18 protein-coding genes are annotated in these 22,170 nt (G+C 66.3%); 9 read left to right on the top strand and 9 right to left on the bottom strand.

Features of this window, described 5'->3' with window-relative positions; translation table 11 throughout:
- The first annotated feature begins 1 nt into the window (after position 1).
- Positions 2–1,309, top strand: coding sequence for a guanine deaminase (gene guaD, locus shn_RS13385; RefSeq protein ID WP_064330847.1), 1,308 nt, complete (start codon positions 2–4; stop codon positions 1,307–1,309).
- Positions 1,310–1,315: 6 nt separating this feature from the next.
- Here the strand turns inward: guaD and shn_RS13390 are convergent, their stop codons facing one another.
- From shn_RS13390 to puuE, 3 genes are read right to left on the bottom strand one after another with little or no spacing between them, the layout of a single operon-like run.
- Complete coding sequence (locus shn_RS13390; protein ID WP_064330848.1) at positions 1,316–1,810, bottom strand: ureidoglycolate lyase; 495 nt, start codon at positions 1,808–1,810, stop codon at positions 1,316–1,318.
- 51 nt (positions 1,811–1,861) lie between these two features.
- Positions 1,862–2,359, bottom strand: coding sequence for a 2-oxo-4-hydroxy-4-carboxy-5-ureidoimidazoline decarboxylase (gene uraD, locus shn_RS13395; protein WP_064330849.1), 498 nt, complete (start codon positions 2,357–2,359; stop codon positions 1,862–1,864).
- Complete coding sequence (puuE, locus tag shn_RS13400) at positions 2,356–3,288, bottom strand: allantoinase PuuE (RefSeq protein WP_064330850.1); 933 nt, start codon at positions 3,286–3,288, stop codon at positions 2,356–2,358. The genes uraD and puuE overlap by 4 nt, the downstream gene beginning before the upstream one ends.
- 136 nt (positions 3,289–3,424) lie before the next feature.
- Here puuE and shn_RS13405 point away from each other — a divergent pair, with 136 nt between their 5' ends.
- On the top strand, positions 3,425–3,799 hold the full coding sequence (locus tag shn_RS13405; protein ID WP_064330851.1) for a PRC-barrel domain-containing protein: 375 nt from the start codon (positions 3,425–3,427) through the stop codon (positions 3,797–3,799).
- A 7-nt stretch (positions 3,800–3,806) separates the two neighbouring features.
- On the opposite strand, the gene shn_RS13410 is transcribed toward shn_RS13405, so the two are convergent.
- On the bottom strand, positions 3,807–4,985 hold the full coding sequence (locus tag shn_RS13410) for an FAD-binding oxidoreductase (protein ID WP_064330852.1): 1,179 nt from the start codon (positions 4,983–4,985) through the stop codon (positions 3,807–3,809).
- On the opposite strand from shn_RS13410, the gene mnmD reads away from it, so the two are divergent.
- Entirely contained in the window at positions 4,984–5,706 is a 723-nt protein-coding gene (gene mnmD / locus shn_RS13415) for a tRNA (5-methylaminomethyl-2-thiouridine)(34)-methyltransferase MnmD (protein ID WP_064330853.1), read from the top strand. The genes shn_RS13410 and mnmD overlap by 2 nt on opposite strands.
- A 4-nt stretch (positions 5,707–5,710) precedes the next feature.
- Here mnmD and shn_RS13420 read toward each other — a convergent pair whose 3' ends face one another.
- The gene (locus tag shn_RS13420) at positions 5,711–9,373 is read right to left on the bottom strand and encodes a response regulator (RefSeq protein WP_145925922.1); all 3,663 of its coding nucleotides are present in this window, start codon (positions 9,371–9,373) and stop codon (positions 5,711–5,713) included.
- 246 nt (positions 9,374–9,619) lie between these two features.
- Here shn_RS13420 and shn_RS13425 point away from each other — a divergent pair, with 246 nt between their 5' ends.
- Positions 9,620–11,215: a trimethylamine methyltransferase family protein gene (locus shn_RS13425; protein ID WP_064330855.1), complete on the top strand. Its 1,596-nt coding sequence runs from the start codon at positions 9,620–9,622 to the stop codon at positions 11,213–11,215.
- Positions 11,216–11,221: 6 nt separating this feature from the next.
- Here shn_RS13425 and shn_RS13430 read toward each other — a convergent pair whose 3' ends face one another.
- Positions 11,222–11,674, bottom strand: a complete 453-nt coding sequence (locus shn_RS13430) for a host attachment protein (RefSeq protein WP_064330856.1) — start codon at positions 11,672–11,674, stop codon at positions 11,222–11,224.
- Between the two features lie 212 nt (positions 11,675–11,886).
- Here shn_RS13430 and shn_RS13435 point away from each other — a divergent pair, with 212 nt between their 5' ends.
- Together shn_RS13435 and shn_RS13440 are read left to right on the top strand one after the other, a co-directional pair.
- Entirely contained in the window at positions 11,887–12,987 is a 1,101-nt protein-coding gene (locus tag shn_RS13435) for a DNA alkylation repair protein (RefSeq protein WP_064330857.1), read from the top strand.
- 354 nt (positions 12,988–13,341) lie between these two features.
- The gene (locus tag shn_RS13440; RefSeq protein WP_084437984.1) at positions 13,342–14,772 is read left to right on the top strand and encodes a DEAD/DEAH box helicase; all 1,431 of its coding nucleotides are present in this window, start codon (positions 13,342–13,344) and stop codon (positions 14,770–14,772) included.
- A 248-nt stretch (positions 14,773–15,020) separates the two neighbouring features.
- Here the strand turns inward: shn_RS13440 and shn_RS13445 are convergent, their stop codons facing one another.
- Positions 15,021–15,905, bottom strand: a complete 885-nt coding sequence (locus shn_RS13445; RefSeq protein ID WP_064330858.1) for a DMT family transporter — start codon at positions 15,903–15,905, stop codon at positions 15,021–15,023.
- Between the two features lie 345 nt (positions 15,906–16,250).
- On the opposite strand from shn_RS13445, the gene shn_RS13450 reads away from it, so the two are divergent.
- From shn_RS13450 to shn_RS13460, 3 genes are read left to right on the top strand one after another with little or no spacing between them, the layout of a single operon-like run.
- Positions 16,251–17,645, top strand: coding sequence for a circularly permuted type 2 ATP-grasp protein (locus tag shn_RS13450; RefSeq protein ID WP_206362217.1), 1,395 nt, complete (start codon positions 16,251–16,253; stop codon positions 17,643–17,645).
- Positions 17,646–17,649: 4 nt separating this feature from the next.
- Positions 17,650–18,591, top strand: a complete 942-nt coding sequence (locus tag shn_RS13455) for an alpha-E domain-containing protein (protein ID WP_064330860.1) — start codon at positions 17,650–17,652, stop codon at positions 18,589–18,591.
- Positions 18,592–18,603: 12 nt separating this feature from the next.
- Positions 18,604–19,425 (top strand): transglutaminase family protein, encoded by an 822-nt coding sequence (locus tag shn_RS13460; protein WP_064330861.1) that lies wholly within the window; start codon positions 18,604–18,606, stop codon positions 19,423–19,425.
- A 103-nt stretch (positions 19,426–19,528) separates the two neighbouring features.
- Here the strand turns inward: shn_RS13460 and shn_RS13465 are convergent, their stop codons facing one another.
- Both shn_RS13465 and araD read right to left on the bottom strand, forming a co-directional pair.
- Complete coding sequence (locus tag shn_RS13465; RefSeq protein ID WP_064330862.1) at positions 19,529–20,230, bottom strand: hypothetical protein; 702 nt, start codon at positions 20,228–20,230, stop codon at positions 19,529–19,531.
- A 199-nt stretch (positions 20,231–20,429) separates the two neighbouring features.
- Positions 20,430–22,169 carry an L-arabinonate dehydratase gene (gene araD / locus shn_RS13470; RefSeq protein ID WP_064330863.1) on the bottom strand — a complete coding sequence of 580 codons (1,740 nt, stop codon included), beginning with the start codon at positions 22,167–22,169 and terminating at the stop codon, positions 20,430–20,432.
- Position 22,170 lies beyond the last annotated feature (1 nt).

Here is a 22,170-nt window from a genome sequence, read left to right on the forward strand (position 1 = left end):
CATGACGACAACCCTCATCCGCGGACGCCTGCTCTCTTTCCTCCGTCGCCCGGTCGCGATCGACGATACGGCAAGCTATCGCTACGAGGAGGACGGCGGCCTGCTGGTCGAGGACGGGAAGATCGCCGCCGTCGGCCCGTATGCGGACATGCGCGCGGCTGCGCCCGCCGAGGTGGAGGAGATCGACCATCGCCCGCATCTCATCCTGCCCGGCCTCATCGACACGCACCTGCATTTCCCGCAGATGCAGGTGATCGGCTCCTATGCCGCCAACCTCTTGGAATGGCTGAACACCTATACCTTCCCGGAGGAATGCCGCTTCGTGGAGAGCGAGCATGCCGCCCGCATCGCCCGCCACTTCTACGACGAGATGATCCGCCACGGCACGACGACCGCGGTCGCCTATTGCTCCGTGCACAAGACCTCCGCCGACGCCTATTTCGCAGAGGCGCTGAAGCGCGGCATGTGCATGGTAGGCGGCAAGGTGATGATGGACCGCAACGCGCCGCAGGGCCTGCTGGACACGCCCGAAACGGGCTATGACGAGACGCGCGCCGTGATCGCCGAATGGCACGGCAAGGGCCGCAACCATGTCGCCATCACCCCGCGCTTCGCCATCACCTCGACGCCGGCGCAGATGGAGATGGCAGCCGCGCTCGCCCGCGAATTCCCGGACCTCCACATCCAGACGCATCTTTCCGAAAACCACGACGAGATCCGCTTCACCAGCGAGCTCTATCCCGATGCGATCGACTATACGGACGTCTATGCGAAATACGGCCTGCTCGGCCCGAAAAGCCTGTTCGGCCATTGCATCCACCTCTCCGAGCGGGAAGCGGACGCGATGAGCGAGGCGGGTGCCGTCGCGGTGCACTGCCCCACCTCCAACCTCTTCCTCGGCTCCGGCCTCTTCCCCCTCAAGGCGCTGTCGCGCCGGGAGAGGCCGGTGCGCATCGGCGTCGCGACGGATGTCGGCGGCGGCACGAGCTATTCGATGCTGAAGACGATGGACGAGGCCTACAAGATCCAGCAACTGCTCGGCGAGCGGCTGAACCCGTTCGAGAGCTTCTACCACATGACGCTCGGCAATGCCGAGGCGCTGTCGCTCGAGGACCGCATCGGCACGCTGGAGGCCGGCACGGACGCCGACTTCGTGGTTCTGGATGCCGCCGCGACGCCCGCCATGGCGCTGAAGATGGAAGTGGTGCGCTCGCTGACCGACGAGCTCTTCCTGCTCCAGACGCTCGGCGACGACCGGGCGGTGCGCGAGACCTACGTGGCCGGCCGGCCGATGAAGGCGGCGCTTTGAACCGTCCTACGGCGCTTCGATGATGAAGGGCTCGTCGAAGAAGAACTCTTCCAGGTTGACGCCGCCGCCGAGGCGGTCGACCACGAGGAAATCGCTCACCGTGTCGAGGGTCATCAGCGGATGGTGCCAGACGTTGCGGCGATAGTTGACGCCCTGCCGTCCCCCGGCGCGGAAGACCTGCGGCCGGCCGGGCCTGCCGCCCTCGTCCTCCGCCACCACGACCAGCCAGGGCCGGTCGTCGATCGGCGAGAAGCTCTGGCTGCCGAAGGGATGGCGCTCCATCATGTCGACGGCATAGGGGAAGGCCCGCGGGCTGCCGCGGAAGAGGTTGATGATGACCTTCGCGTCCTCGCCGACAGCCTCGGCCTCGGCGAGCGCGTGGTAGCGCTCCGTATTGCCGCCGTTGATATGGCGCATCGTGGCGGGATCGGCCTCGATCACCGTGCCGAAGGGCGCGAAGGCATTCTGGGTCAGCGGCCGGATCGTCAGTTTCTCAGCCATCGGACAGCCCTCCCGGGGAGAGGAAGGGCGGTCGTTGGTGGTCGGGCATGTTCATTCTCCGGGCAGAGCAGCGGTCAATCTGAGGAGCGCGATGCGCTCCACCTGGGTTTTCGCGGTTTCGAACTCCGCCGCTGCCGTGTTGCCGATGCGGGCCTCGAAGGCGGCGAGGATGTCGTCCTTGGTAAGCCCTTTCACCGCGATGATGAAGGGGAAGCCGAACTTTTCCGTATAGGCGGTGTTGAGCTCGGTGAAGCGGGCGTGCTCGGCCGGGGAGAGCCGGTCGAGGCCGGCGCCGGCCTGCTCGTTGCGGCTGTCCTCCGTCAGCTCGCCGGCGATCGCGAGCCTGCCGGCAAGGTCCGGGTGGGCGCGCAGCACGCCGAGCTGCTCGGCCTCGCTCGCCTTGCGGAAAACCGCAACGAGCGCGGCATGCACGCCGGCTGCCGTCAGCGGCAGGACGACCGCGCCGGCATCGAGCGCCCGCTCGGCGATGAAGGGCGAATGCTCGAAGACGCCGCCGAAACGGGCGAGGAAATCGGCCCGGTCGATCATGCGCCCTTCCCCTTCGACGGGTGGTGGTTCTCGATCCAGTGGTGCGCGATGTCGATACGCCGCGGGATCCAGACCTTTTCATGGCCGAGCACGTAATCGACGAAGCGGGCGAGCGCGGCGGCGCGGCCGGGCCGGCCGACGAGACGGCAGTGCAGGCCGATGTTCAGCATCTTCGGGCTGCCTTCGGCGCCCTCCTGGTAGAGCACGTCGAAGGCGTCCTTCAGGTAGGTGAAGAACTGGTCGCCGGTGTTGAAGCCCTGCGGCGTCGCAAAGCGCATGTCGTTGGTTTCGAGCGTATAGGGAATGATGAGGAAGGGCTCGCCGTCGAGGCCAGGCACCCAGTAAGGCAGGTCGTCCGCATAGGAATCGGAGGAATAGACGAAGCCGCCCTCCTCCATGACCAGGCGCAGCGTGTTGCCGGAGGGCTTGCCCTGGTACATGCCGAGCGGATGGGAGCCCGTCAGCTCCTTGTGCAGGCGCACGGCCTCGCGGATGTGCTCGCGCTCCTTTTCTTCCGAGAAGTCCTTGTATTCCAGCCAGCGGTAGCCGTGGCTGGCGATTTCCCAGCCGGCCTCCTTCATGGCGGCGACGGCTTCCGGGTTGCGCGCCATGGCGAGCGTCACGCCGTAGACGGTGGTCGTGACGTTGCGGCTGGTGAACAGGCGGTGCAGGCGCCAGAAGCCGGCGCGCGAGCCGTATTCGTAGATCGATTCCATGTTGAGGTTGCGCTGGCCCGGCCAGGGCTGCGCGCCGACGATTTCCGAGAGCAGGCACTCCGACGCCCCGTCACCGTCGAGGATGCAGCTTTCGCCGCCCTCTTCATAGTTGATGACGAACTGCACGGCGATGTTGGCATCGCCCGGCCAGCGAACCTTGGGGGGCGTGCGGCCGTAGCCGATCAAGTCGCGCGGATAGGTCTTCTCAGTCATTCGATCACCTCGACAATGGGCGGAGCCCCTGCATCGGACGGCCGGAAGCCGAATTGAATCCGATGCATACCCTCATGAAAGGAACCATTACCGTCTTGCCCCGTTTCCTGTCCATCACAAGCAAGGAGAAACACCTATGGCCATGCAGGATGCAAACATTCGTGAAACCCAGGATCTGATCGCCAGCGACAAGGTGGAGGGCACGAGCGTTTACGGCGCGGACGGCAAGCATATCGGTTCGGTCGAACGCCTGATCCTCGACAAGCGCAGCGGTCACGTTTCCTACGCCGTGCTCAGCTTCGGCGGCTTCCTCGGCCTCGGCCAGGACCACTATCCCCTGCCCTGGGCGAAGCTGAGCTATGACGAAGGCCTCGGCGGCTATCGCGTCGACGTGACGAAGGAGCAGGTCGAGCGCGCGCCGCACTATGAAAGCGATGCCGAATACGACTGGAACCGCCGCAACGGCAAGGTGATCCACGACTATTACGGCGTGCCGCCCTACTGGATGTAAGCACGGGTCAAACCCGTCCGGCTTCCTCGAAGTGGGCCGCGACGGTGAAGGAGGGCGGTACGCCAAGCGTGCCGCCCTTGATTTCGTCCAGCACCGCGCGCGCCAGTTCATGCGCCAGGCCGAAGCTCACCTTGAAGCCGCCGGTCATCAGGCTGACGGTCGGGTGATCGGGATGGCGGCCGACCATCGGCTCGCGGCCGATCGCCTTGGGCCGCAGCCCTGCCCAGCGCTCCACGACCGGCGCTTCCGCCAGGACCGGGGCCATCTGCCGCGCCTTGGCGATCAACGCGTCGAGAAGGCCGTCGGTGCCAAAGGGATCGGCAAAGCTGTTCTCGCTGGTGCTGCCGATGGCGACGAGGCCGTCCTCATGCGGCACGATGTAGAGCCCGTCGGCAAAGATCACCGGCAATGCCGGATCGACAGGCGCCCGAAGAAGCGCCGCCTGCCCCTTCACCGCGCTGCCCACCGGTCTTGCCAGCGGGGGAGTCAGCGGCGCGAGCAAGGCGAAGGTCTCGACGCCGGCCGCCAGCACGCAATGGCCGAACGCCAGGCTGGTGCCATCGTCGAACCGGGCGACGGCCGTGGCGGGGTCCAGCGACCGAAACTCCACCCCCTCGCGGATGGTGACATTCGGCAGGCGCGCAAGCGCGGCACGCAGCGCGGCGAGCAGCGCCCGCGGCGCGAGGCGGGCGGCGAGATGGTCATGCACGAGCCCGGAGGCCATCGCCGCCTCGGCCGGCCATCCGGCGACAGGGGACGCATCCAGCACCTTAAAGGCGAAGGTCCGGCCGGGCGTCGTCCAGACGGAGAGCGCATCCTGCGCATGACCGAGCGCGATGGCGCGGTTGTGGGGCTTCGGCAGGGGAATGAGGCGGCCGGAGCGGCGATAGCCGGCGGAAAGCCCGGTTTCGGCCTCCAGCGCCGCGATCTCCGCTTCGAGCGAGACCAGCGCGGCGAACTGGAAGGCCTTCTTGGCGTTCCAGCGGTCCGGCAGATGCGGCATCAGCGCGCCGAGCACGCCGCCGCTGGCGCCGGCCCCGATCGCCCGCCGCTCGGCAAGATGCACGGACAGGCCCTGCCGGGCGGCAAGAAGCGCGGTCCACAGGCCCATCACACCGCCACCGGCGACGATGAGGTCCACGGCCGGTTGACCGGCGGCCTTCCCGCGATTATCGGCATTCGCCATGGCTGACCACAATCCTGAAAATGCGCCGCAGACCGAAGCCGTCCTCGACTGGCATGACGGCGATATGCCCTATTCCCGGGCCTTTGACGACCACTTTTATTGCCGCAGCGACGGCCGGCTGGAATGCGGCCACGTCTTCCTCGCCGGCAACGAGCTGCCGGCCCGCTGGCAGCGGAAAGCGCCTTTCCGCATCGCCGAGCTCGGCTTCGGCACCGGCCTCAACCTCTGCGAGACCTGGCGGCAATGGCGCGGGACCGCGCCGGAAGGCGCAGGCCTCCACTTCACCTCCTTCGAGCGTTTTCCCATGGCGCGCGCCGATATCGCCCGGGCGCTCGCGCATTGGCCGGAGATCGAGCACGAACGCACGATCCTTACCGAGAAATGGCCGGATGCACCGGCCGGACACGTCGAGATCGACCTTGCGCCCGGTGTCCGCCTCACCGTGGTCTGCGGCGCGGCGCTGGAAAGCCTCGGGAGCGAGACGGAGCCCTTCGACGCCTGGTTCCTCGACGGCTTCGCGCCCGCGCGCAATCCCGACATGTGGTCGGCCGAGCTGATGGCGGCGGTCTTCCGCCTGACCGTTCCCGGCGGGCGTTTCGGCACCTATGCGGCGGCCGGCTTCGTGCGGCGCAACCTTGCGGCGGCCGGTTTCACGGTGGAGCGTTGGCCGGGTTTTGCCGGAAAACGCGAGATGCTGTGCGGAGAACGGCCGGCGGCCTGAGCGCTCAGGACAGCGTGCCGGCCACGGCTTCCTTGCCGCTGCGCTTCAGCCAGCGATCGAGCTTTTCCTCCAGCTTCTCGATGCTGATCGGCTTGGTCAGGTAGTCGTCCATGCCGGCGGCCAGGCATTCCTCGCGGTCGCCGTCGAGCACATGGGCGGTGACGGCGACGATCGGCACCCGGCGGCCCGAGCCGCTCTCGATCTCCCGGATCGCACGGCTCGCCTGCAGGCCGTTCATGACAGGCATGGATATGTCCATCAGGATCATGCCCGGGCGGGAGGCACGGAAGACCTCGACCGCTTCCTTGCCGTTTTCGACGAGCCGGAAGCGCAGGCCGGAAGCCATCAGCATCTGGGTGAAGAGGATCTGGTTGACCTCGTTGTCCTCGGCCACCAGCACATCCAGGATCTCGCCTTCGGCGGCAGCGACCTCGGGAGCGGCCACATGCGGGCGCAGCGGCAGGATCTTGCCCTCGCCCCCGCCCTGGGCCGGTGCCTTCGGCCCGCGCATCGCCCGCAGCACCTCGGAAACCGTCTCGCGCAGGAGGTCGGCCCGCACCGGCTTCATGAGATGGGCCTGGATATCCGGCGAGGCGAGCAGCGTGTCCTCGGCCGGAAGGCTCATGGAGGTGAGCACGATCACCGCGATGCCGGCAGTCTGGGCACCCTCGCGCAGCATCCGCACGAAATCGGGGGCACGATCCGGCCGGTAGTCGAGCAGGATCGCATCGACCGACACGCCCATGTCGCTCGCCGCGGCGAGCACGGCAAGCGCCTCCGTCTCGGAGGCGACCGCTGTCGCGTCGAAACCCCAGTCGAGCAGCATGTCGTATGAGGCCTTGCGGGAAAGATCGTGCCCGTCGACGACGAGGATGCGCGCGCCCGGCGCCCTGGCGGGCACGATGCGCGCCGGCAGGGCGGCGACCGCGAGCGCCATCGGCAGGCGCACGGTGAAGGCCGAGCCGTTGCCGACCTCGCTGGTCGCCGTGAGCGTGCCGCCGAAGAGGCGCGTCAGCCCGTCGGTGATGGCAAGGCCGAGGCCGGTGCCCTCGTGGCGGCGGGTGGAGGAAGCGTCGACCTGCGAGAATTTCTCGAAGATCGATTCCATCTTCTCGGCCGGAATACCCGCTCCCGTATCCTCGACACGGATGACGATCTCCACACCGCCATCCCCGTTCATCTGCGAGGAGAGGTCGATGAGAACATGCCCGCGATCCGTGAACTTGACGGCATTGCCGACGAGGTTGGTGACGATCTGGCGGAAGCGGCCCGCATCCCCCATCACCATTGCCGGCATGTTGGCCGCGCCGCGCACGACGAGTTCGATATCCTTCTCCGCCGCCTTCGCCGACAGCAGCGTCGCGACGTCCTCGATCGCCTCCACCGGGTTGAACGTGACGGCGCGCAGCGTCATCTGGCCGGCGTCGATCTTGGAGAAATCGAGGATGTCGTTGATGATGGTGAGCAGCGCGTTGCCGGACTTCACCATGATGTCGATGAAGGTCTTCTGCCGCGTATCGAGGTTCGACTTGGCGAGCAGTTCCGCCATGCCGAGCACGCCGTTCATCGGCGTGCGGATTTCGTGGCTCATATTGGCGAGGAATTCCGACTTCGCCTTGTCGGCCATCTCGGCGCGGGTGACGAGGCGGCGCAGCTCGTCCTCGCGGCTCTTGAGGTCGGTGATGTCGGAAAAGACCATGACGTCGCGGCCGCGGCTCGTCGGCGTCACGTCGAGGCGCAGCCAGCGCTGGTAGCCGCTGAAGATGGTCAGCGAGGCCGGCTTGCCGGTGAAGAGGATGTTTGCGAACTGGCTGGCATCGACGGGTTGCTCACCGAGGAAACCGCCGATCTTGCGGTCGATGCAGCTCTGCAGCACGTCCTTGATGAGCGTGCCCGGCTGCAGGAGTTCCCGCGGCATGGCGATCATGGTGGAGAGCGCCTCGTTGGAGAGCACCACCACGCCGTCCTCGATGATCAGCAGGCCCTGGCTCATCGAGGAGACCGCATCCTTGACGAGGCTGCCGACCTCCTCGAGGGCACCACGGGTCTCGAGCACTTCGCGCTCGCGCGCGCGCCGCTCGGTGATGTCGATATAGGTCAGGAGGCAGCGGCCGCCGGAAATCGCGCAGCCGGCCTCGATCACCGCCCGGCCGTTGGCATAGGCGACCTCGCGCACCGGTGTCTTACCGGCGCGGATGCCCGAAAGACAGGCCGCATACCCCTCGGCATGCGGACCGTCCTCCCCGCTGATGCCGCCCTGCGCCTGCTGGAAGCGCAGGAGGTCATCCAGCGGCTTGCCCTTCATCGGCGGCAGCGCGCCATCCCACAATTCCTCGAAGGCACCGTTCACCAGTTCGATATTGCCGGTTTCATCGACAACGACGATGCCGACGGGCAGCGATTCGACGATGCTTTCGATGTCCGCCCTGGCAGCCTCCGCCTGGCGCTGGGCCTCGATCAACTGGCCTTCGCGCTTCTTCAGCACCGTGGTGTCGGTGATCGAGCCGATGAGATAGCGCTTCTCGTCGAGCGTGGTGACCCGGTAGAGCCGCGAGATCGTCGGCAGCACCGAGCCGTCCGGCCGGATATATTCGATCTCGGTCTCGAGCAGTTCGCCGGTATCGAGCACCTGCTGGTTCTGGGCGTGGAATTCCTCACCCTGCTCCGGATACATGTCGAGCGTGGTGAGGCCGAGCAGCTCTTCCGGCTGCCGGCCCGTCAGCGCGACATAGGCGCGGTTGGCGAAGATCATGCGCTGGTTCTCGTCGCGCATGAAGCTTGCGACCGGCAATTCGTCGAGCAGCGCCCGGTAGAGGCTGATCTCCTGCGAATGCTGCTTGAGCCGCCCTTCGTTCTCCTTCAGCGCCGTCACGTCGATGCGCAAAGCCACCAAGGTGCCATCGGGCCTGCGCTGCGTGACGAGACGCGACCAGCCGCCGGCAAGGCGGACGACGCATTCGTGCAGCGGCAGGTCATAGCTTGAAAGCTGCGCGGCGACCCAGCGCTCGCGGTCGGCCTCGCAGGTGCGCCCCACTTCGATGTCGTGCAGCGCGCGCGTGAGCGCGGCAAGGCTGACGGGACCGTCCGCAAACTCGCCGACGAGCACCCGGTAGAACTCTCGCATGCTGCGATTGGCATAGCGCAGACGGTTGTCGGCGCCGAAGACGCCGACCCCCGCGCCGAGCGCGTCGAGCGCATGCTCCACATGGTCGGCAGACGCGGCCTCCTCCCGATCCGATGCGGCGATGTCCGCCGGCGCCCCCCCATCGCCATTCGCATTGGCGGCAGCAGCGACCGTGGCGGCCAGCGTCTCGACCGAGGGCGTGAAGAGGCCGACGAGCACCGAAAGGGTGGCGGAGATCCGCTCGCGCTTCATCGCGATCTCGAAACTGCCGCCGCCGAAGGGATGCAGATAGCGGGCCCGCTCGGGATTCCCGAAGATCAGGCAGCGGCGTTCGGGATCGTCCCGGTCGCCATGGCCCGGCGTTTCGCCGATTTCCTCGCTGGTCAGGCCGATCATCTCCGCGGCGCCGTGGCCGAACAGGCGGGCATAGGCCTCGTTCACCGCCAGATAGCGCAGTTCGCTGCTTTTGACGTATGCCGGATGCGGGTGTTCGCGAACGCGCGCACAGGCCGCCACCAGCAATTCGTCTTGAGATTCAGCCACGCCAAGTGCTCCCCAAAGCGGGACGGAGGGAGAGATTTGTACCCCTCGGGGAGTATCAGCAATCCTTGAACGGATGGTTAACCCTTCGTTGCCGGAAGTCACGCATCCGGGCAGGGTCGCCCCGAAAGAGCACGGCGCCGGCGCCGCTTATCCACCAGGGCATTTCGCTGTCGCAAATGGCGGGGCAGGCCGTTGCAAGATGTGCAACAAGGCCAGGAGGCAAACCAGACCGGGGCTGCGCTGCACATGGGCGACGTGATCAAACTCGAAAATCACCTCGAACAACCGGAGGCGTCCGAGACGCCCGTCGAACGCCGGCGCCGCAGCGGCGGGCGCAGCGCAGAGCGCATCCGCCGGCCGCCGGCCACTTCCAAGTACCTCCATCTCGTCAACACGACGGCCCCCTCCGCGGTGTTTTCCGAGGACGCGCTGGAGGCCGTGCACCAGGCCTCGCTCGCCATCCTCGAAGAGATCGGCATGGACATCATCCTGCCGGAGGCGCGCGAGTGCATGAAGGCGGCGGGCGCCGAGGTGACGCCCGGCACGGACCGCGTGCGCTTCGACCGCGGGCTCATCCTGGACATGATGGCCTCCGTCCCGCCCGCCTTCACGATGCATGCGCGCAATCCCCTGCGCAATGTCGAGATCGGCGGCAACAACCTCGTCTTCGCGCAGGTCGCCTCCGCCCCCTTCGTCGCCGACCGCGACGGCGGCCGGCGCGCCGGCAACCAGGAGGATTTCCGCAAGCTGGTGAAGCTCGCCCAGTCCTACGACGTCATCCACACGACGGGCGGCTACCCGGTCGAGCCGGTCGACATCCATGCCTCCATCCGCCATCTCGACTGCCTGTCGGACCTGGTGATGCTGACCGACAAGGTGTTCCACGTCTATTCGCTCGGCCGGCAGCGCAATCTCGACGGCATCGAGATCGCCCGCATCGGGCGCGGCATCCCGATGGAGCAGATGGAGCGCGAGCCCTCGCTCTTCACCATCATCAACACCTCCTCGCCGCTGCGGCTCGACGGGCCGATGCTGCAGGGCATCATCGAGATGTCGTCACGGGGCCAGGTCGTGGTGGTGACGCCCTTCACCCTGGCTGGTGCCATGGCGCCGGTGACGATCGCAGGCGCCGTCGTGCAGCAGAATGCCGAGGCGCTGGCCGGCATCGCCTTCACGCAGATGGTGCGGCGCGGCGCGCCGGTCATGTATGGCGGTTTCACCTCCAATGTCGACATGAAGACGGGCGCGCCCGCCTTCGGTACGCCGGAATACATGAAGGCGGTGATCGCCGGCGGCCAGCTCGCCCGCAAGTACAACATCCCCTACCGCACCTCGAACACCAATGCCTCCAACACGCTGGATGCGCAGGCCGCCTATGAATCCGCCTTTTCCCTCTGGGCGCTGACGCAGGGTGGCGGCAATTTCATCATGCATTCCGCCGGCTGGAGCGAGGGCGGCCTGACGGCCTCCTTCGAGAAATTCATCCTCGACGTGGACATGCTGCAGATGGTGGCCGAATATCTGGCGCCGCTCGATGTCAGCCCCGACGCGCTGGGCATCGAGGCCGTGCGGGACGTCGGCCCGGGCGGCCATTTCTTCGGCACGCCGCACACGCTCGCCCGCTACGAGACGGCGTTCTACTCGCCGATCCTGTCGGACTGGCGCAATTTCGAGACCTGGACGGAAGCCGGCCGGCCGACCACCTACGACCATGCCAACCGGGTCTTCAAGGAAAAGCTCAACGCCTACGAAAAGCCGCCACTCGACCCGGCGATCGCGGACGAACTGGAAGCGTTCGTCGCCAGGCGCAAGGAAGAGGGCGGCGTTCCGACCGACTTCTAAAAAGGGTCAGGCATTGAACATGATGGAGCGAACGGAGGAGATCAGCTTCTCCGTCGGCAGGTTGGAGAAGTTCTTGTCGATCTCCGCCATGGTCAGCGTGCGCGACTTGTCGGAGAGCTTGTTGCGCAGGTCGCCGAGCGTCTGCGGCGCGGCGCAGACGACGAGCCGGTCGAAGGCACCCTCGGCGGCATAGTCGTCGATGCGGCCGGCGACCTCAGCGGTGAACTTCTGCTGCTCCTCGCGCACCGGATCGCTCGAATATTCCATCGCGGAACGGCCGTGGCCGACGGAGGAATGGCTGCGGCCGGGCTTGTCGGCCATGATGTCCTGCGCCTTCTTCGGCTCCCAGCGAAAGACCTCCTGCTCCGGGCTCTGCTGGCCATCCTTCAACAGGTTCACCCCCTTGAGAAGGCGTGCCTGATTGCCGTCAGCGGCGAGAATCCAAGTCGTAGCGGTCATGTTTCACTCCCGTAGCGAGGTTCATGGACAGGCGGATGAATCCGCCCTGCAAAGCATCCAACAGGATTGTGGCAGGATGCGCGTTGATCCAACGCAAGGGATGGGCGCATGTTCCGGGTGGCGTGCATCGCGAAGCTGTTGGAAAGCCGTGTGCCCCCTATCCGCGTGCCGCCGTCGCTCGCTAGGGTGCCCGCGAAAGACAGGAGAACGCCGTGGCCGAACCGCTCAAGAACCTGCTGCATCCCGGACTGGTGAGGGAGATGGCGGAGCATGTCTCCCGCGCCGCGCCGGATTTCGACGCGGACCGCTTCACGCGGCTTGCAAGCGACGGCATGGAGGCGCTGGAACTCATGCAGCGCGCCGAGCGGATCAAGGACGCGCTGGTGCAGACGCTGCCCGCCGACTATGCCGCAGCCGCGGCGATCCTTCGAAAGGCGCTGCCGCATGCCGAGGGACCGGGGCTTTCCGGCTGGGCGCTGCTGCCGGTCAACCAGTTCGTCGCGCAGCAGGGCCTTTCGCATTTGGACCTGTCGCTTGCCCTCCTCAAGGCACTGACGCCGCATTTCACCGCGGAGTTCGGCATCCGCCGCTTCATCCATGCCGAGCAGGACCGGGCGCTTGCGGAAATCTCGGGCTGGACGACCGATGGCGACCATCACGTCCGCCGGCTTGCCAGCGAGGGCACCCGCCCGCGCCTGCCCTGGGCGATGCGCCTGCCGGCACTGGTCAGGGACCCGGCGCCGATCCTGCCCATCCTTGTCGCCCTCCTCGACGATCCGGAAGACTATGTGCGCCGCTCCGTCGCCAACAGCCTCAACGACATCGCCAAGGACCATCCGGCCCTCGTCGCCGATTTCGTCGAGCGGCATATCGAGGGCGCCTCCGCCGAGCGCCGGCAATTGCTGCGCCATGCCTCGCGCACGCTGCTGAAGAAGGGCGATGCGAAAGCGCTTGCCAATTTCGGCTTTGCGGTGGCCAGGGGCATCGAGGCGACCCTCGCCCTCGCAGCGCCCGCCGTGGTCTTCGGCGACAAGCTCAGCTTTTCCATCGTCGTGACGAATGCGGATGCGGCGCCGCAGCGGCTGATGATCGACTATGCGATCCACCATGTGAAGGCGAACGGCACGCTGGCGCCGAAGGTCTTCAAGTGGAAGCAACTCGACCTGCCGGCCGGCGCCAGCCAAGCGATCGCACGGGATCACGCGATCCGTGCGATCACCACGCGGCGCTACTATCCCGGCAGGCACCGCATCGAGATCCTGATCAACGGGGCGGTCTGCGCCGCCGCCGACTTCGATCTGCGCATGGCGTGAGGGCCGTCTTTTCGCATCTGCGAAAACTAGGACTTGACTTTTCGCCGCAAAACAACGACATGAGCCGCAGCGTCGCCCTTCGGCCGCCGCGTGAGCGAGCCTGAGATTTCCCCGCAACGGGATGCTAAGAAGGACAAGCGCAAGAGAACGGTCCGCCTCCCATTGCGGATGACTGCGCAGACGATTGCCAACCAACCCACAAGTTCCCAATTCACGCGGGGTTCTTGACGCCAGACGAAACCGGAAGCGCATGGTGCGGTTCCGGCCTGATGCAGTTCGAGCAAAAGCGTGACGCTGTCTTGCGTCCGGAACTGCGGTCGGGACAGTCGCCTGGCGCCCCGAAAGGTATTAGACTTGACCACGTTCCACGACCTCGGCCTCTCGAAGACCATCGTCGCCACGCTCTCCGCCCTCGGCTTTGAAAAGGCAACGCCGATCCAGGAAAAGGCCATCCCGCTCGTCCTCGAAGGCAGCGACCTGATCGGCCTTGCCCAGACCGGCACCGGCAAGACGGCCGCCTTCGGCCTGCCGATGATCGAAAAGCTCCTTGCAGAAGCCCGCCGCCCCGATCCGCGCAACATCCGCGCCCTCATCCTCGCCCCGACCCGCGAACTGGTGAACCAGATCGCCGACAACCTGCGCGACTTCGTGAAGAAGACGCCGCTGCGCGTCGTCACCGTCGTCGGCGGCGCCTCCATCAACAAGCAGTCGGAAATGCTCTCGCGCGGCACCGACATCCTCGTCGCCACCCCCGGCCGCCTGCTCGACCTCGTCGCCCGCAAGGCCGTGACGCTGACGCAGGCCCGCTACCTCGTGCTCGACGAAGCCGACCAGATGCTCGACCTTGGCTTCATCCACGACCTGCGCAAGATCTCCAAGCTCGTGCCGAAGAACCGCCAGACGCTGCTCTTCTCGGCCACCATGCCGAAGCTGATCGCCGAGCTTGCCGGGGAATACCTCGTCAACCCGAAGAAGGTCGAGGTCACCCCGCCCGGCAAGGCTGCCGACAAGGTGGAGCAGTACGTGCACTTCGTGCCCGGCAAGGACCAGAAGACGCAGATCCTCAAGCAGACGCTCACCGCCAATCCGGATGGCCTGTCGCTCGTCTTCTCGCGCACCAAGCACGGCGCGGAAAAGCTGATGAAACATCTCGACCATATCGGCTTCAAGGCCGCCTCCATCCACGGCAACAAGAGCCAGGGCCAGCGCGAGCGCGCCCTCAAGGCCTTCCGTGACGGTGAGATCCGCGTGCTGGTCGCCACCGACGTCGCCGCCCGCGGCATCGACATTCCGGGCGTCACCCACGTCTACAACTACGACCTGCCGGAAGTGCCGGACGCCTATGTCCACCGCATCGGCCGCACGGCCCGCAACGGCCGCGACGGCATCGCCATCGCGTTCTGCGCGCCGGACGAAGCGCATCTGCTGCGCGACATCGAGAAGCTGATGGGCATCAAGATCACGGTCGCCAGCGGCGAGGCCCCGGCCATCGTGACGGCCGGCCCCGGCGGCAAGTCGCGCAAGGGCCGCAACAATGGCGGCGGCCAGCGTTCCGGCAACGGCCGCGCCGCCCAGCGCCCGCAGCGCAAGCCCTTCGGCGATGGTGCACAGGCCGCCTCCGAGGGCGCCGCTCCGGCCGCCGGCAAGCGCGCCCATGGCGGCCGCCCGCAGCAGAAGCAGGGCGAGCGCCAGAACCGCAACCACGGCGCCGGCAACGGCCAGGGCCGCCCGAGCCAGCACGGCAAGCCGCGCCGCTCGGAAGGCCAGCGCCGCGAGCAGGCGTAAGCAGGTTGATCAGAAGATGAGCAAACGGCGGGCTTCGGCCCGCCGTTTTCGTTTGGGCCAACCACCGGCGTCGCGGGTGTCGCGTGGATCCTCGGCTCGGAGGCCGAGGATGACGGAGGGGAGGTGAGGCTGCCCACCCGTCAAACCGTGCGGCATGCGGCATCGTTGCCTTGAGCCTGCAAACCTCTCTTCTTTCGTCATCCTCGGCCTCCGAGCCGAGGATCCACGCGACACCCACCGACCGCCACCTACTCCGCCGGAGCGACATCCTTGCGGTTGGTGAGATAGACCCCGACCACGACGATCGCCGTGCCGAGGATCATCGGCATCGTCAGTTCCTCGCCGAAGACGGCGGCCGCCTGCAGGGCCGCGATCGGCGGCACGAGGTAGATGAGGGAGGCCGCGCGGGAGACCTGCCCGCGGCGAAGAAGGTAGAGGAGCAGCAGGACCGCGCCCATGGAGATGCCGAGCACCGACCAGGCGAGCAGCGCGACGAAAGCCCAGCCGAATTCGACGTGCAGGCTTTCCAGGAAGAGCGCGAAGGGCACGCTGACGAGGAGCGCCCCGACATATTGCAGGGTCGCGATGGCCCTGATATCGCCGGCCTGGAGATGCTGCTTCTGGTAGATCGTGCCATAGGTGACGGCGGCCATGCCGAGCATGTTGACGATGATGGCGAAGGCCGGGATTGCCGCAGCCCCCTGGCCGAAGAATTTCGGCAGCACCGCCAGCAGCACGCCGAGGAAGCCGAGACAGAGGCCGGCCTTCTGCGTCGGGCTCAGCCGCTCGCCGATGAAGAAGGGCGCGGCCAGCGCCGTCATCAGCGGCTGGAGCGCCGCGATGATGGAGGAGAGCGCCGCCGGCACGCCCTCGCCGATCGCCCACCAGACCGCCCCGAGATAAAGGCCGTGCAGGAAGGCGCCGGAGACGACGGCATGCGCGATCGTGCGCCGGTCTCGCGGCCAGGCGACGCCGGAGGCAAGGCACAGGCCGGCGAACAGAATGGCGGCAGCGGCATAGCGGATGCTCAGAAACGTCAGCGGCTCGGAGACGATGGCGCCGAATTTCGCGACGACCCAGCCGGTCGACCAGAGCAGGACGAAGATGGCCGGAGCCAGGCGATCGAGGGACATGGGACTTCCGGCATAGGACAATCGGTGCGCGAGCGATAGGCGCCGCCTCCACGATGGTCAAAGGAATTTCCTTGATGATTAGGTTCAACGAAAGACCGGGCCAAACCGCTTTTTCGGCATCTGCCCATGTTTTCGGCAGACCCGGTCCCGCCTGCTTCCCGCAGACCGGCGTGGACGGAACTCCCGCACGATTCTTTCGCCGGAAAACCGTCCTGCCGGCCGGTTTGACCGTTCCCAAAGCGGTGTGAGAATTCTTTCCTGCTAATTGAGCATGGTTCTTGCATTGCCTCTGATGTTGTACTCAAATGGCGAAAAATGGGGAACACGCCTTTGGCATTTGATGAAATGATGAATGCGGACCAAGGCCCGCGGCAGCCATACGAAAACTACCATGACTGGTACGAAGGACAGGATCGGGCTCGCCTGATCGCCAAATCAAGGGACGCCGAGAACCTCTTTCGAAAAACCGGCATCACCTTCGCAGTCTACGGACACGAGGACAGTTCCGAAAAGCTCATCCCCTTCGACATCATTCCCCGCATCATTTCCGGCCGAGAGTGGCGCAGGCTCGCCCAAGGCATCGAACAGCGGGTCATCGCCCTCAACGCCTTCCTCGACGACATCTACCACAAGCAGGAAATCATCAAGGCGGGCCGCATTCCCCGCGAGCTGATCGAGCGCAACGAAGCCTTCCTGCCGCAGATGATCGGCTTCAAGCCGCCGGGCGGCGTCTATACCCACATCGTCGGCACCGACATCGTGCGCACCGGCGAAGACCAGTTCTACGTGCTGGAGGACAATGCCCGCACGCCGTCCGGCGTCAGCTACATGCTGGAAAACCGGGAAACCATGATGCAGATGTTCCCGGAGCTGTTCCACATCAACAAGGTGCGGCCGGTCGAGGACTATCCGAAGCTCCTGCGCCAGAGCCTCGCCTCGCTCGCCCCGCCCGGCTGTTCGGGCAAGCCGCGTGTCGCGGTGCTGACCCCCGGCATCTTCAATTCCGCCTATTACGAACACGCCTTCCTCGCCGACATGATGGGCGTGGAACTGGTCGAGGGCTCAGACCTGCGCGTCGTCGACGGCAAGGTGAAGATGCGCACCACCCGCGGCTACGAGGCGATCGACGTGCTCTACCGCCGCGTCGACGACGATTTCCTCGACCCCCTCACCTTCCGGCCGGATTCGGCGCTCGGCATTCCCGGCATCATGGATGTCTACAGGGCCGGCAACATCACGATCGCCAACGCCCCCGGCACCGGCATTTCCGACGACAAGGCGATCTATTCCTACATGCCCGAGATCGTCGAGTTCTATACCGGCCGCAAGGCGATGCTCGAAAACGTGCCGACCTGGCGCTGCTCGGAAGAGGACAGCCTGAAATACGTGCTCGAACATCTCGAAGAGCTGGTGGTGAAGGAGGTGCACGGCTCGGGCGGCTACGGCATGCTCGTCGGCCCCACCGCCTCGAAGAAGGAATGCGCGGCCTTCGCCGAAAAGCTGAAGGCCCGGCCGGCGAACTACATCGCGCAGCCGACGCTGTCGCTCTCCACGGTCCCGATCCTCGTCAACAAGGGCATCGCGCCCCGGCACGTCGACCTCCGGCCCTATGTGCTCGTTTCCGACAAGGTGCAGATCATTCCCGGCGGGCTCACCCGCGTGGCGCTGAAGGAAGGCTCGCTGGTGGTCAATTCCAGCCAGGGCGGCGGCACGAAGGACACCTGGGTACTGGAGGACTGAGCCGATGCTGGGACGAACTGCAAACGGCCTCTACTGGATGTTCCGCTACATCGAGCGGGGCGAAAACATCGCCCGCCTCATCGATGCGGGCCTGCGCATGGCGCTGACGCGCTCCGGCTCCTCCGACGAGGACTGGGACGGCGTGCTGCAAAGCGCCGGCGTGCGCGAGGATTTCGACGCGGTGCACGGCAAGCTCACCAGCGCCGACGCGATCGACTACCTGCTGCGCGACCGCTCCAACCCGTCGAGCGTGATGTCCTGCATCGAATCGGCGCGCAACAATGCGCGCATGGTGCGCACGGCGCTGACCCGGGAGACCTGGGAAGCGACCAACGAGTGCTGGATCAATTTCAAGGACATGCTGGCCAAGCGCGTCCGCCCGGCGGAAATGCCCGAGGTGATCGACGGCATCAAGCGCTGTACCGGCCTCATTCGCGGCGCCTTCCACGGCACGATGCTGCGCGACGACATCTACAACTTCTCGCGCATTGGCACCTTCATCGAGCGGGCTGACAACACGGCCCGCATCCTCGACGTCAAGTATTACGTGCTGCTGCCAGCGATCGCCAAGGTCGGCTCCTCGCTCGACAACATGCAGTGGGAATCGATCCTGCGCTCGGTCTCCGCACACCGCTCCTACAGCTGGGTCTATGACGGCGACTATTCCTCGACCAACATTTCCGACTTCCTCATCCTCAACGACCGCATGCCGCGCTCGCTCGCCTACAGCTACGACAAGATCGTCAGCAATCTCGGCTATCTCGCAAAGCTCTACGGCGACAACCACGCGGCGCACGAGACGGCCTCCGCCACGCTGATGCTGCTGAGAAGCCGCACCATCGACGACATCATGGAACAGGGGCTCCACGAGTTCATCGAGGAGTTCATCGTGCACAACAACCGCCTCGGAGAGGAAATCTCCGAAGGCTACCGTTTCTATCGATAGGGCTGGCGAGCGATGCGACTGAAGATCAGCCACACGACCGAATATCACTATGACGACCCGGTGCAGTATTCCCTGCAACGGCTTCGCCTGACGCCGAAGACCCAGCCGGGCCAGATCGTGCGCGACTGGAAGACCACCGTGCACGGCGCACGGCTGGAGGCCGGCTATACCGATCACTTCGGCAACCATGTCGATCTCGTCAGCACCAATGCCGAGCAGGTGGCGATCCGCATCGTCGCCGAGGGCGAGGTGGAGACGGAAGACCGCGCCGGCGTCTTCGGCCCGCACCAGGGTTTCGTGCCGCTCTGGCTCTATCTGCGCGAAACGCCGCTGACCAGGCCCGGCAAGCTGGTCCGCGACCTCGCCAAATCTGCCAGCGGCGAGAACGAGCTTGCGCGCATGCATGCGCTGATGGCCGCCATCCACGAGACCATCGCCTACAAGCCGGGCGAAACCGCCTCCGACACGACGGCCGAGCAGGCGCTGGAGAGGAAGCAGGGCGTCTGCCAGGACCATGCCCATATCTTCATCTCCGCCGCACGCCATCTCGGCCTGCCGGCCCGCTATGTCTCGGGCTACCTGCTGATGGAAACGCCCGAGCAGACGGCAAGCCACGCCTGGGCGGAGGTGCACCTGCAGGGCCTCGGCTGGGTCGGCTTCGACGCGGCCAACAAGATCTGCCCGGACGCGCGCTATGTACGCCTGTCGAGCGGCCTCGACTACAAGGACGCCGCCCCCGTTTCCGGCATGGTGGTCGGCACGGCGGCCGAAACGATGAGCGTCGCCATCACGGTGGCGCCTGCCGGCCAGAGCCAGTCGCAGAGCCAGAGCTGACGCGGGCCGGACTTGAATCAGGATGCGCAAAGCGCGCCATAAGCCCCTGAATCGACTCACAAGCCCTTAAAGCGAATTCGCTTTAAGGGCTTGTGAAAACGCTTTAACGCGCTGCCGTTTCGAGCAGGCGGCAGAGTTTCACCAGCGCCACATCATAACCATCGCTGGTGACGCCGCGGCAGCGTTTGATGAGCTGCATGCGCTCGCCGCCAGAAAGCCGCGAGAATTCGCGCACGACGGTGCGGTCATCCGGATCAGGGCGCCACCGGTCGTCGTCGCCGGGCGTGCGCGGGTCGCGGCGGTCCGGCCGGGTGAGCACGTCGTCGTCGCCGAGGCTGACATCGACATCCGCATCGACAAGACCACGCCCGCCCACCGTCGCGCCGACCCCGGCCGCAAGACCATCACGCCCGCCGACCGTTGCCCGGATATCCGCATCGGCAAGGCTGTCCGAGCCGCCGACATTGGCTTTGGCACGCGCGTTCACGCCGTCCCGCCCGCCAAGGCCCGCCTTCACATCCGCATCCGCAAGCCCCCGGCTGCCGCCGACATTCGCCTTGGCATCGGCCTTGAGGCCGTTCCGGCCGCCGGCCCGCGCCCGGACATCCGCGTCGACGAGCCCTCTGCTGCCTCCGACCCGGGCATCGACACCGGCCTTTATGCCGCCGACGCTGACACCGACACCGAGCCCGAGGCCGTCCCGCTTGCCGCGGTCGGCCGCCTGTACCGGCAGGGCAAGGACCGCCGCGACCAGCACACCGGCCGAGAGGCAAAGAAACGATTTGCGATTTGACGTTCCAGACATGGGAACCTCCCTTTCCGCGACCGGCCCGGAAGTGGACCGGCCTTGCGAAACGAAGGTCGGATGGCCGCGGACAGTTCCGCACGGATGCAACCGGCGCGGCGCAAAGGGAAAGGAAGCGTTGCGACAGACGGGAAGACAGGCCCGACCGTGCCGAAATGAAACGGAAACGGGCGCGATCCGAAGACCGCGCCCGAAAAACTCAGTGGCTGTCCTTGCCGACCGCGTTGCCGCGGCAGCCCTTGAGGAAGTCGAGGTCGGCGCCGGTATCGGCGCCCTGGACATGCTGCTGGTGCAGCCAGGCATAGCCGGAGGCCGGCAGGTCGTGGTTCGGCGTCCACGCAGCGAGCCGGCGCGCCAGTTCCTCCTCGGAAATGTCGAGATGCAGGCGGCGGTTCGGCACGTCGAGCTCGATCATGTCGCCGTTCCTGACGACTGCGAGCGGCCCCCCGACGGCCGCTTCCGGCGAGGTGTGCAGGACGACGGTGCCATAAGCCGTGCCCGACATGCGCGCATCGGAGATGCGCACCATGTCGGTGATGCCCTTCTTCAGCACCTTCGGCGGCAGGCCCATATTGCCCACCTCGGCCATGCCCGGATAACCCTTCGGCCCACAGTTCTTCATGACCATGACGCAGGTCTCGTCGATATCGAGAGCGTCGTCGTTGATCTTGGCCTTGTAGTCGTCGATGTCCTCGAACACGACCGCCCTGCCCCGGTGCGTCAGGAGATGCGGCGAGGCGGCCGACGGCTTCAGCACCGCCCCCTTCGGCGCGAGATTGCCGCGCAGCACGACGATGCCGCCCGACTGCGTCAGCGCCTTTTCCGCCGGCAGGATCACGTCCTCGTTCCAGTTGACGACGTCCTTGACCTCGTCCCACATCGTCTCGCCCGATACCGTCAGCGCGTCCTTGTGCAGAAGACCGGCCTCGCCGAGGCGCTTCAGCACCACCGGCAGGCCGCCGGCATAGAAGAACTCCTCCATCAGGTACTTGCCGGAGGGCATCAGGTTGACGACGGTCGGCACGTCGCGGCCGCAGCGGTCCCAGTCGTCCAGCGTCAGGTCGACGCCGACCCGGCCGGCGATGGCGAGCAGGTGGATCACCGCATTGGTCGAGCCGCCGATGGCCGCATTGGTGCGGATGGCGTTCTCGAAGGCGTCCTTTGTCAGGATGTCCGACGGCGTCAGGTCGTCCTTGACCATCTGGACGATGCGCCGGCCGGTAAGCTGCGCCATCACCCTGCGGCGGGAATCGACCGCCGGGATGGCGGCATTGCCGGACAGCGCCATGCCCAGCGCCTCGGCCATCGAGGCCATGGTGGAGGCCGTGCCCATCGTGTTGCAGGTGCCCGACGAGCGGCTCATCGAGGCCTCGGCCTCGAGGAACTCGGCCTGCGTCATCTCGCCGGCCTTCACCATCTCGGAGAATTTCCACAGATGCGTGCCCGAGCCGACGCGCTCGCCGCGGAAATAACCGTTCAGCATGGGGCCGCCGGTGACGACGATCGACGGCAGATCGACCGAGGCCGCGCCCATCAGGAGAGACGGCGTGGTCTTGTCGCAGCCGACCATCAGCACGCAGCCATCCATCGGCTGGCCGCGGATCGCCTCCTCCACCGCGAGCGCGGCGAGGTTGCGGTACATCATCGCCGTGGGGCGGAAGGTGTTTTCCGAGGCCGAGAACACCGGCACTTCGAGCGGGAAGCCGCCCGCCTCCCAGACGCCGGCCTTCACCTTCTCGGCAAGCTCGCGCAGGTGGCCGTTGCACGGCGTCATGTCCGACCAGGTGTTGAGGATGCCGATGACGGGGCGGCCGTCGAACAGGTCGTGCGGATAGCCCTGGTTCTTCATCCAGCCGCGATGGTAGATCACGTCGCGGCTGGTGCCGCCGTACCATTCCTGCGATCTCAGCCTGCGCGGCCATTCGGCTTTCTTCTTCATC

This window comes from Shinella sp. HZN7 (assembly GCF_001652565.1).
Lineage (GTDB): Bacteria > Pseudomonadota > Alphaproteobacteria > Rhizobiales > Rhizobiaceae > Shinella > Shinella granuli.

Bases quoted from the DNA above. Each gene is read 5' to 3' on its own strand.
- shn_RS13430 (WP_064330856.1), bottom strand. From the start codon at position 11,674: ATGACCGCTACGACTTGGATTCTCGCCGCTGACGGCAATCAGGCACGC.
- shn_RS13465 (WP_064330862.1), bottom strand. From the start codon at position 20,230: ATGTCTGGAACGTCAAATCGCAAATCGTTTCTTTGCCTCTCGGCCGGT.
- puuE (WP_064330850.1), bottom strand. From the start codon at position 3,288: ATGACTGAGAAGACCTATCCGCGCGACTTGATCGGCTACGGCCGCACG.
- shn_RS13455 (WP_064330860.1), top strand. From the start codon at position 17,650: ATGCTGGGACGAACTGCAAACGGCCTCTACTGGATGTTCCGCTACATC.
- shn_RS13460 (WP_064330861.1), top strand. From the start codon at position 18,604: ATGCGACTGAAGATCAGCCACACGACCGAATATCACTATGACGACCCG.
- guaD (WP_064330847.1), top strand. From the start codon at position 2: ATGACGACAACCCTCATCCGCGGACGCCTGCTCTCTTTCCTCCGTCGC.
- araD (WP_064330863.1), bottom strand. From the start codon at position 22,169: ATGAAGAAGAAAGCCGAATGGCCGCGCAGGCTGAGATCGCAGGAATGG.
- shn_RS13405 (WP_064330851.1), top strand. From the start codon at position 3,425: ATGGCCATGCAGGATGCAAACATTCGTGAAACCCAGGATCTGATCGCC.
- shn_RS13390 (WP_064330848.1), bottom strand. From the start codon at position 1,810: ATGGCTGAGAAACTGACGATCCGGCCGCTGACCCAGAATGCCTTCGCG.
- shn_RS13445 (WP_064330858.1), bottom strand. From the start codon at position 15,905: ATGTCCCTCGATCGCCTGGCTCCGGCCATCTTCGTCCTGCTCTGGTCG.
- mnmD (WP_064330853.1), top strand. From the start codon at position 4,984: ATGGCTGACCACAATCCTGAAAATGCGCCGCAGACCGAAGCCGTCCTC.
- uraD (WP_064330849.1), bottom strand. From the start codon at position 2,359: ATGATCGACCGGGCCGATTTCCTCGCCCGTTTCGGCGGCGTCTTCGAG.
- shn_RS13410 (WP_064330852.1), bottom strand. From the start codon at position 4,985: ATGGCGAATGCCGATAATCGCGGGAAGGCCGCCGGTCAACCGGCCGTG.
- shn_RS13425 (WP_064330855.1), top strand. From the start codon at position 9,620: ATGGGCGACGTGATCAAACTCGAAAATCACCTCGAACAACCGGAGGCG.
- shn_RS13450 (WP_206362217.1), top strand. From the start codon at position 16,251: ATGATGAATGCGGACCAAGGCCCGCGGCAGCCATACGAAAACTACCAT.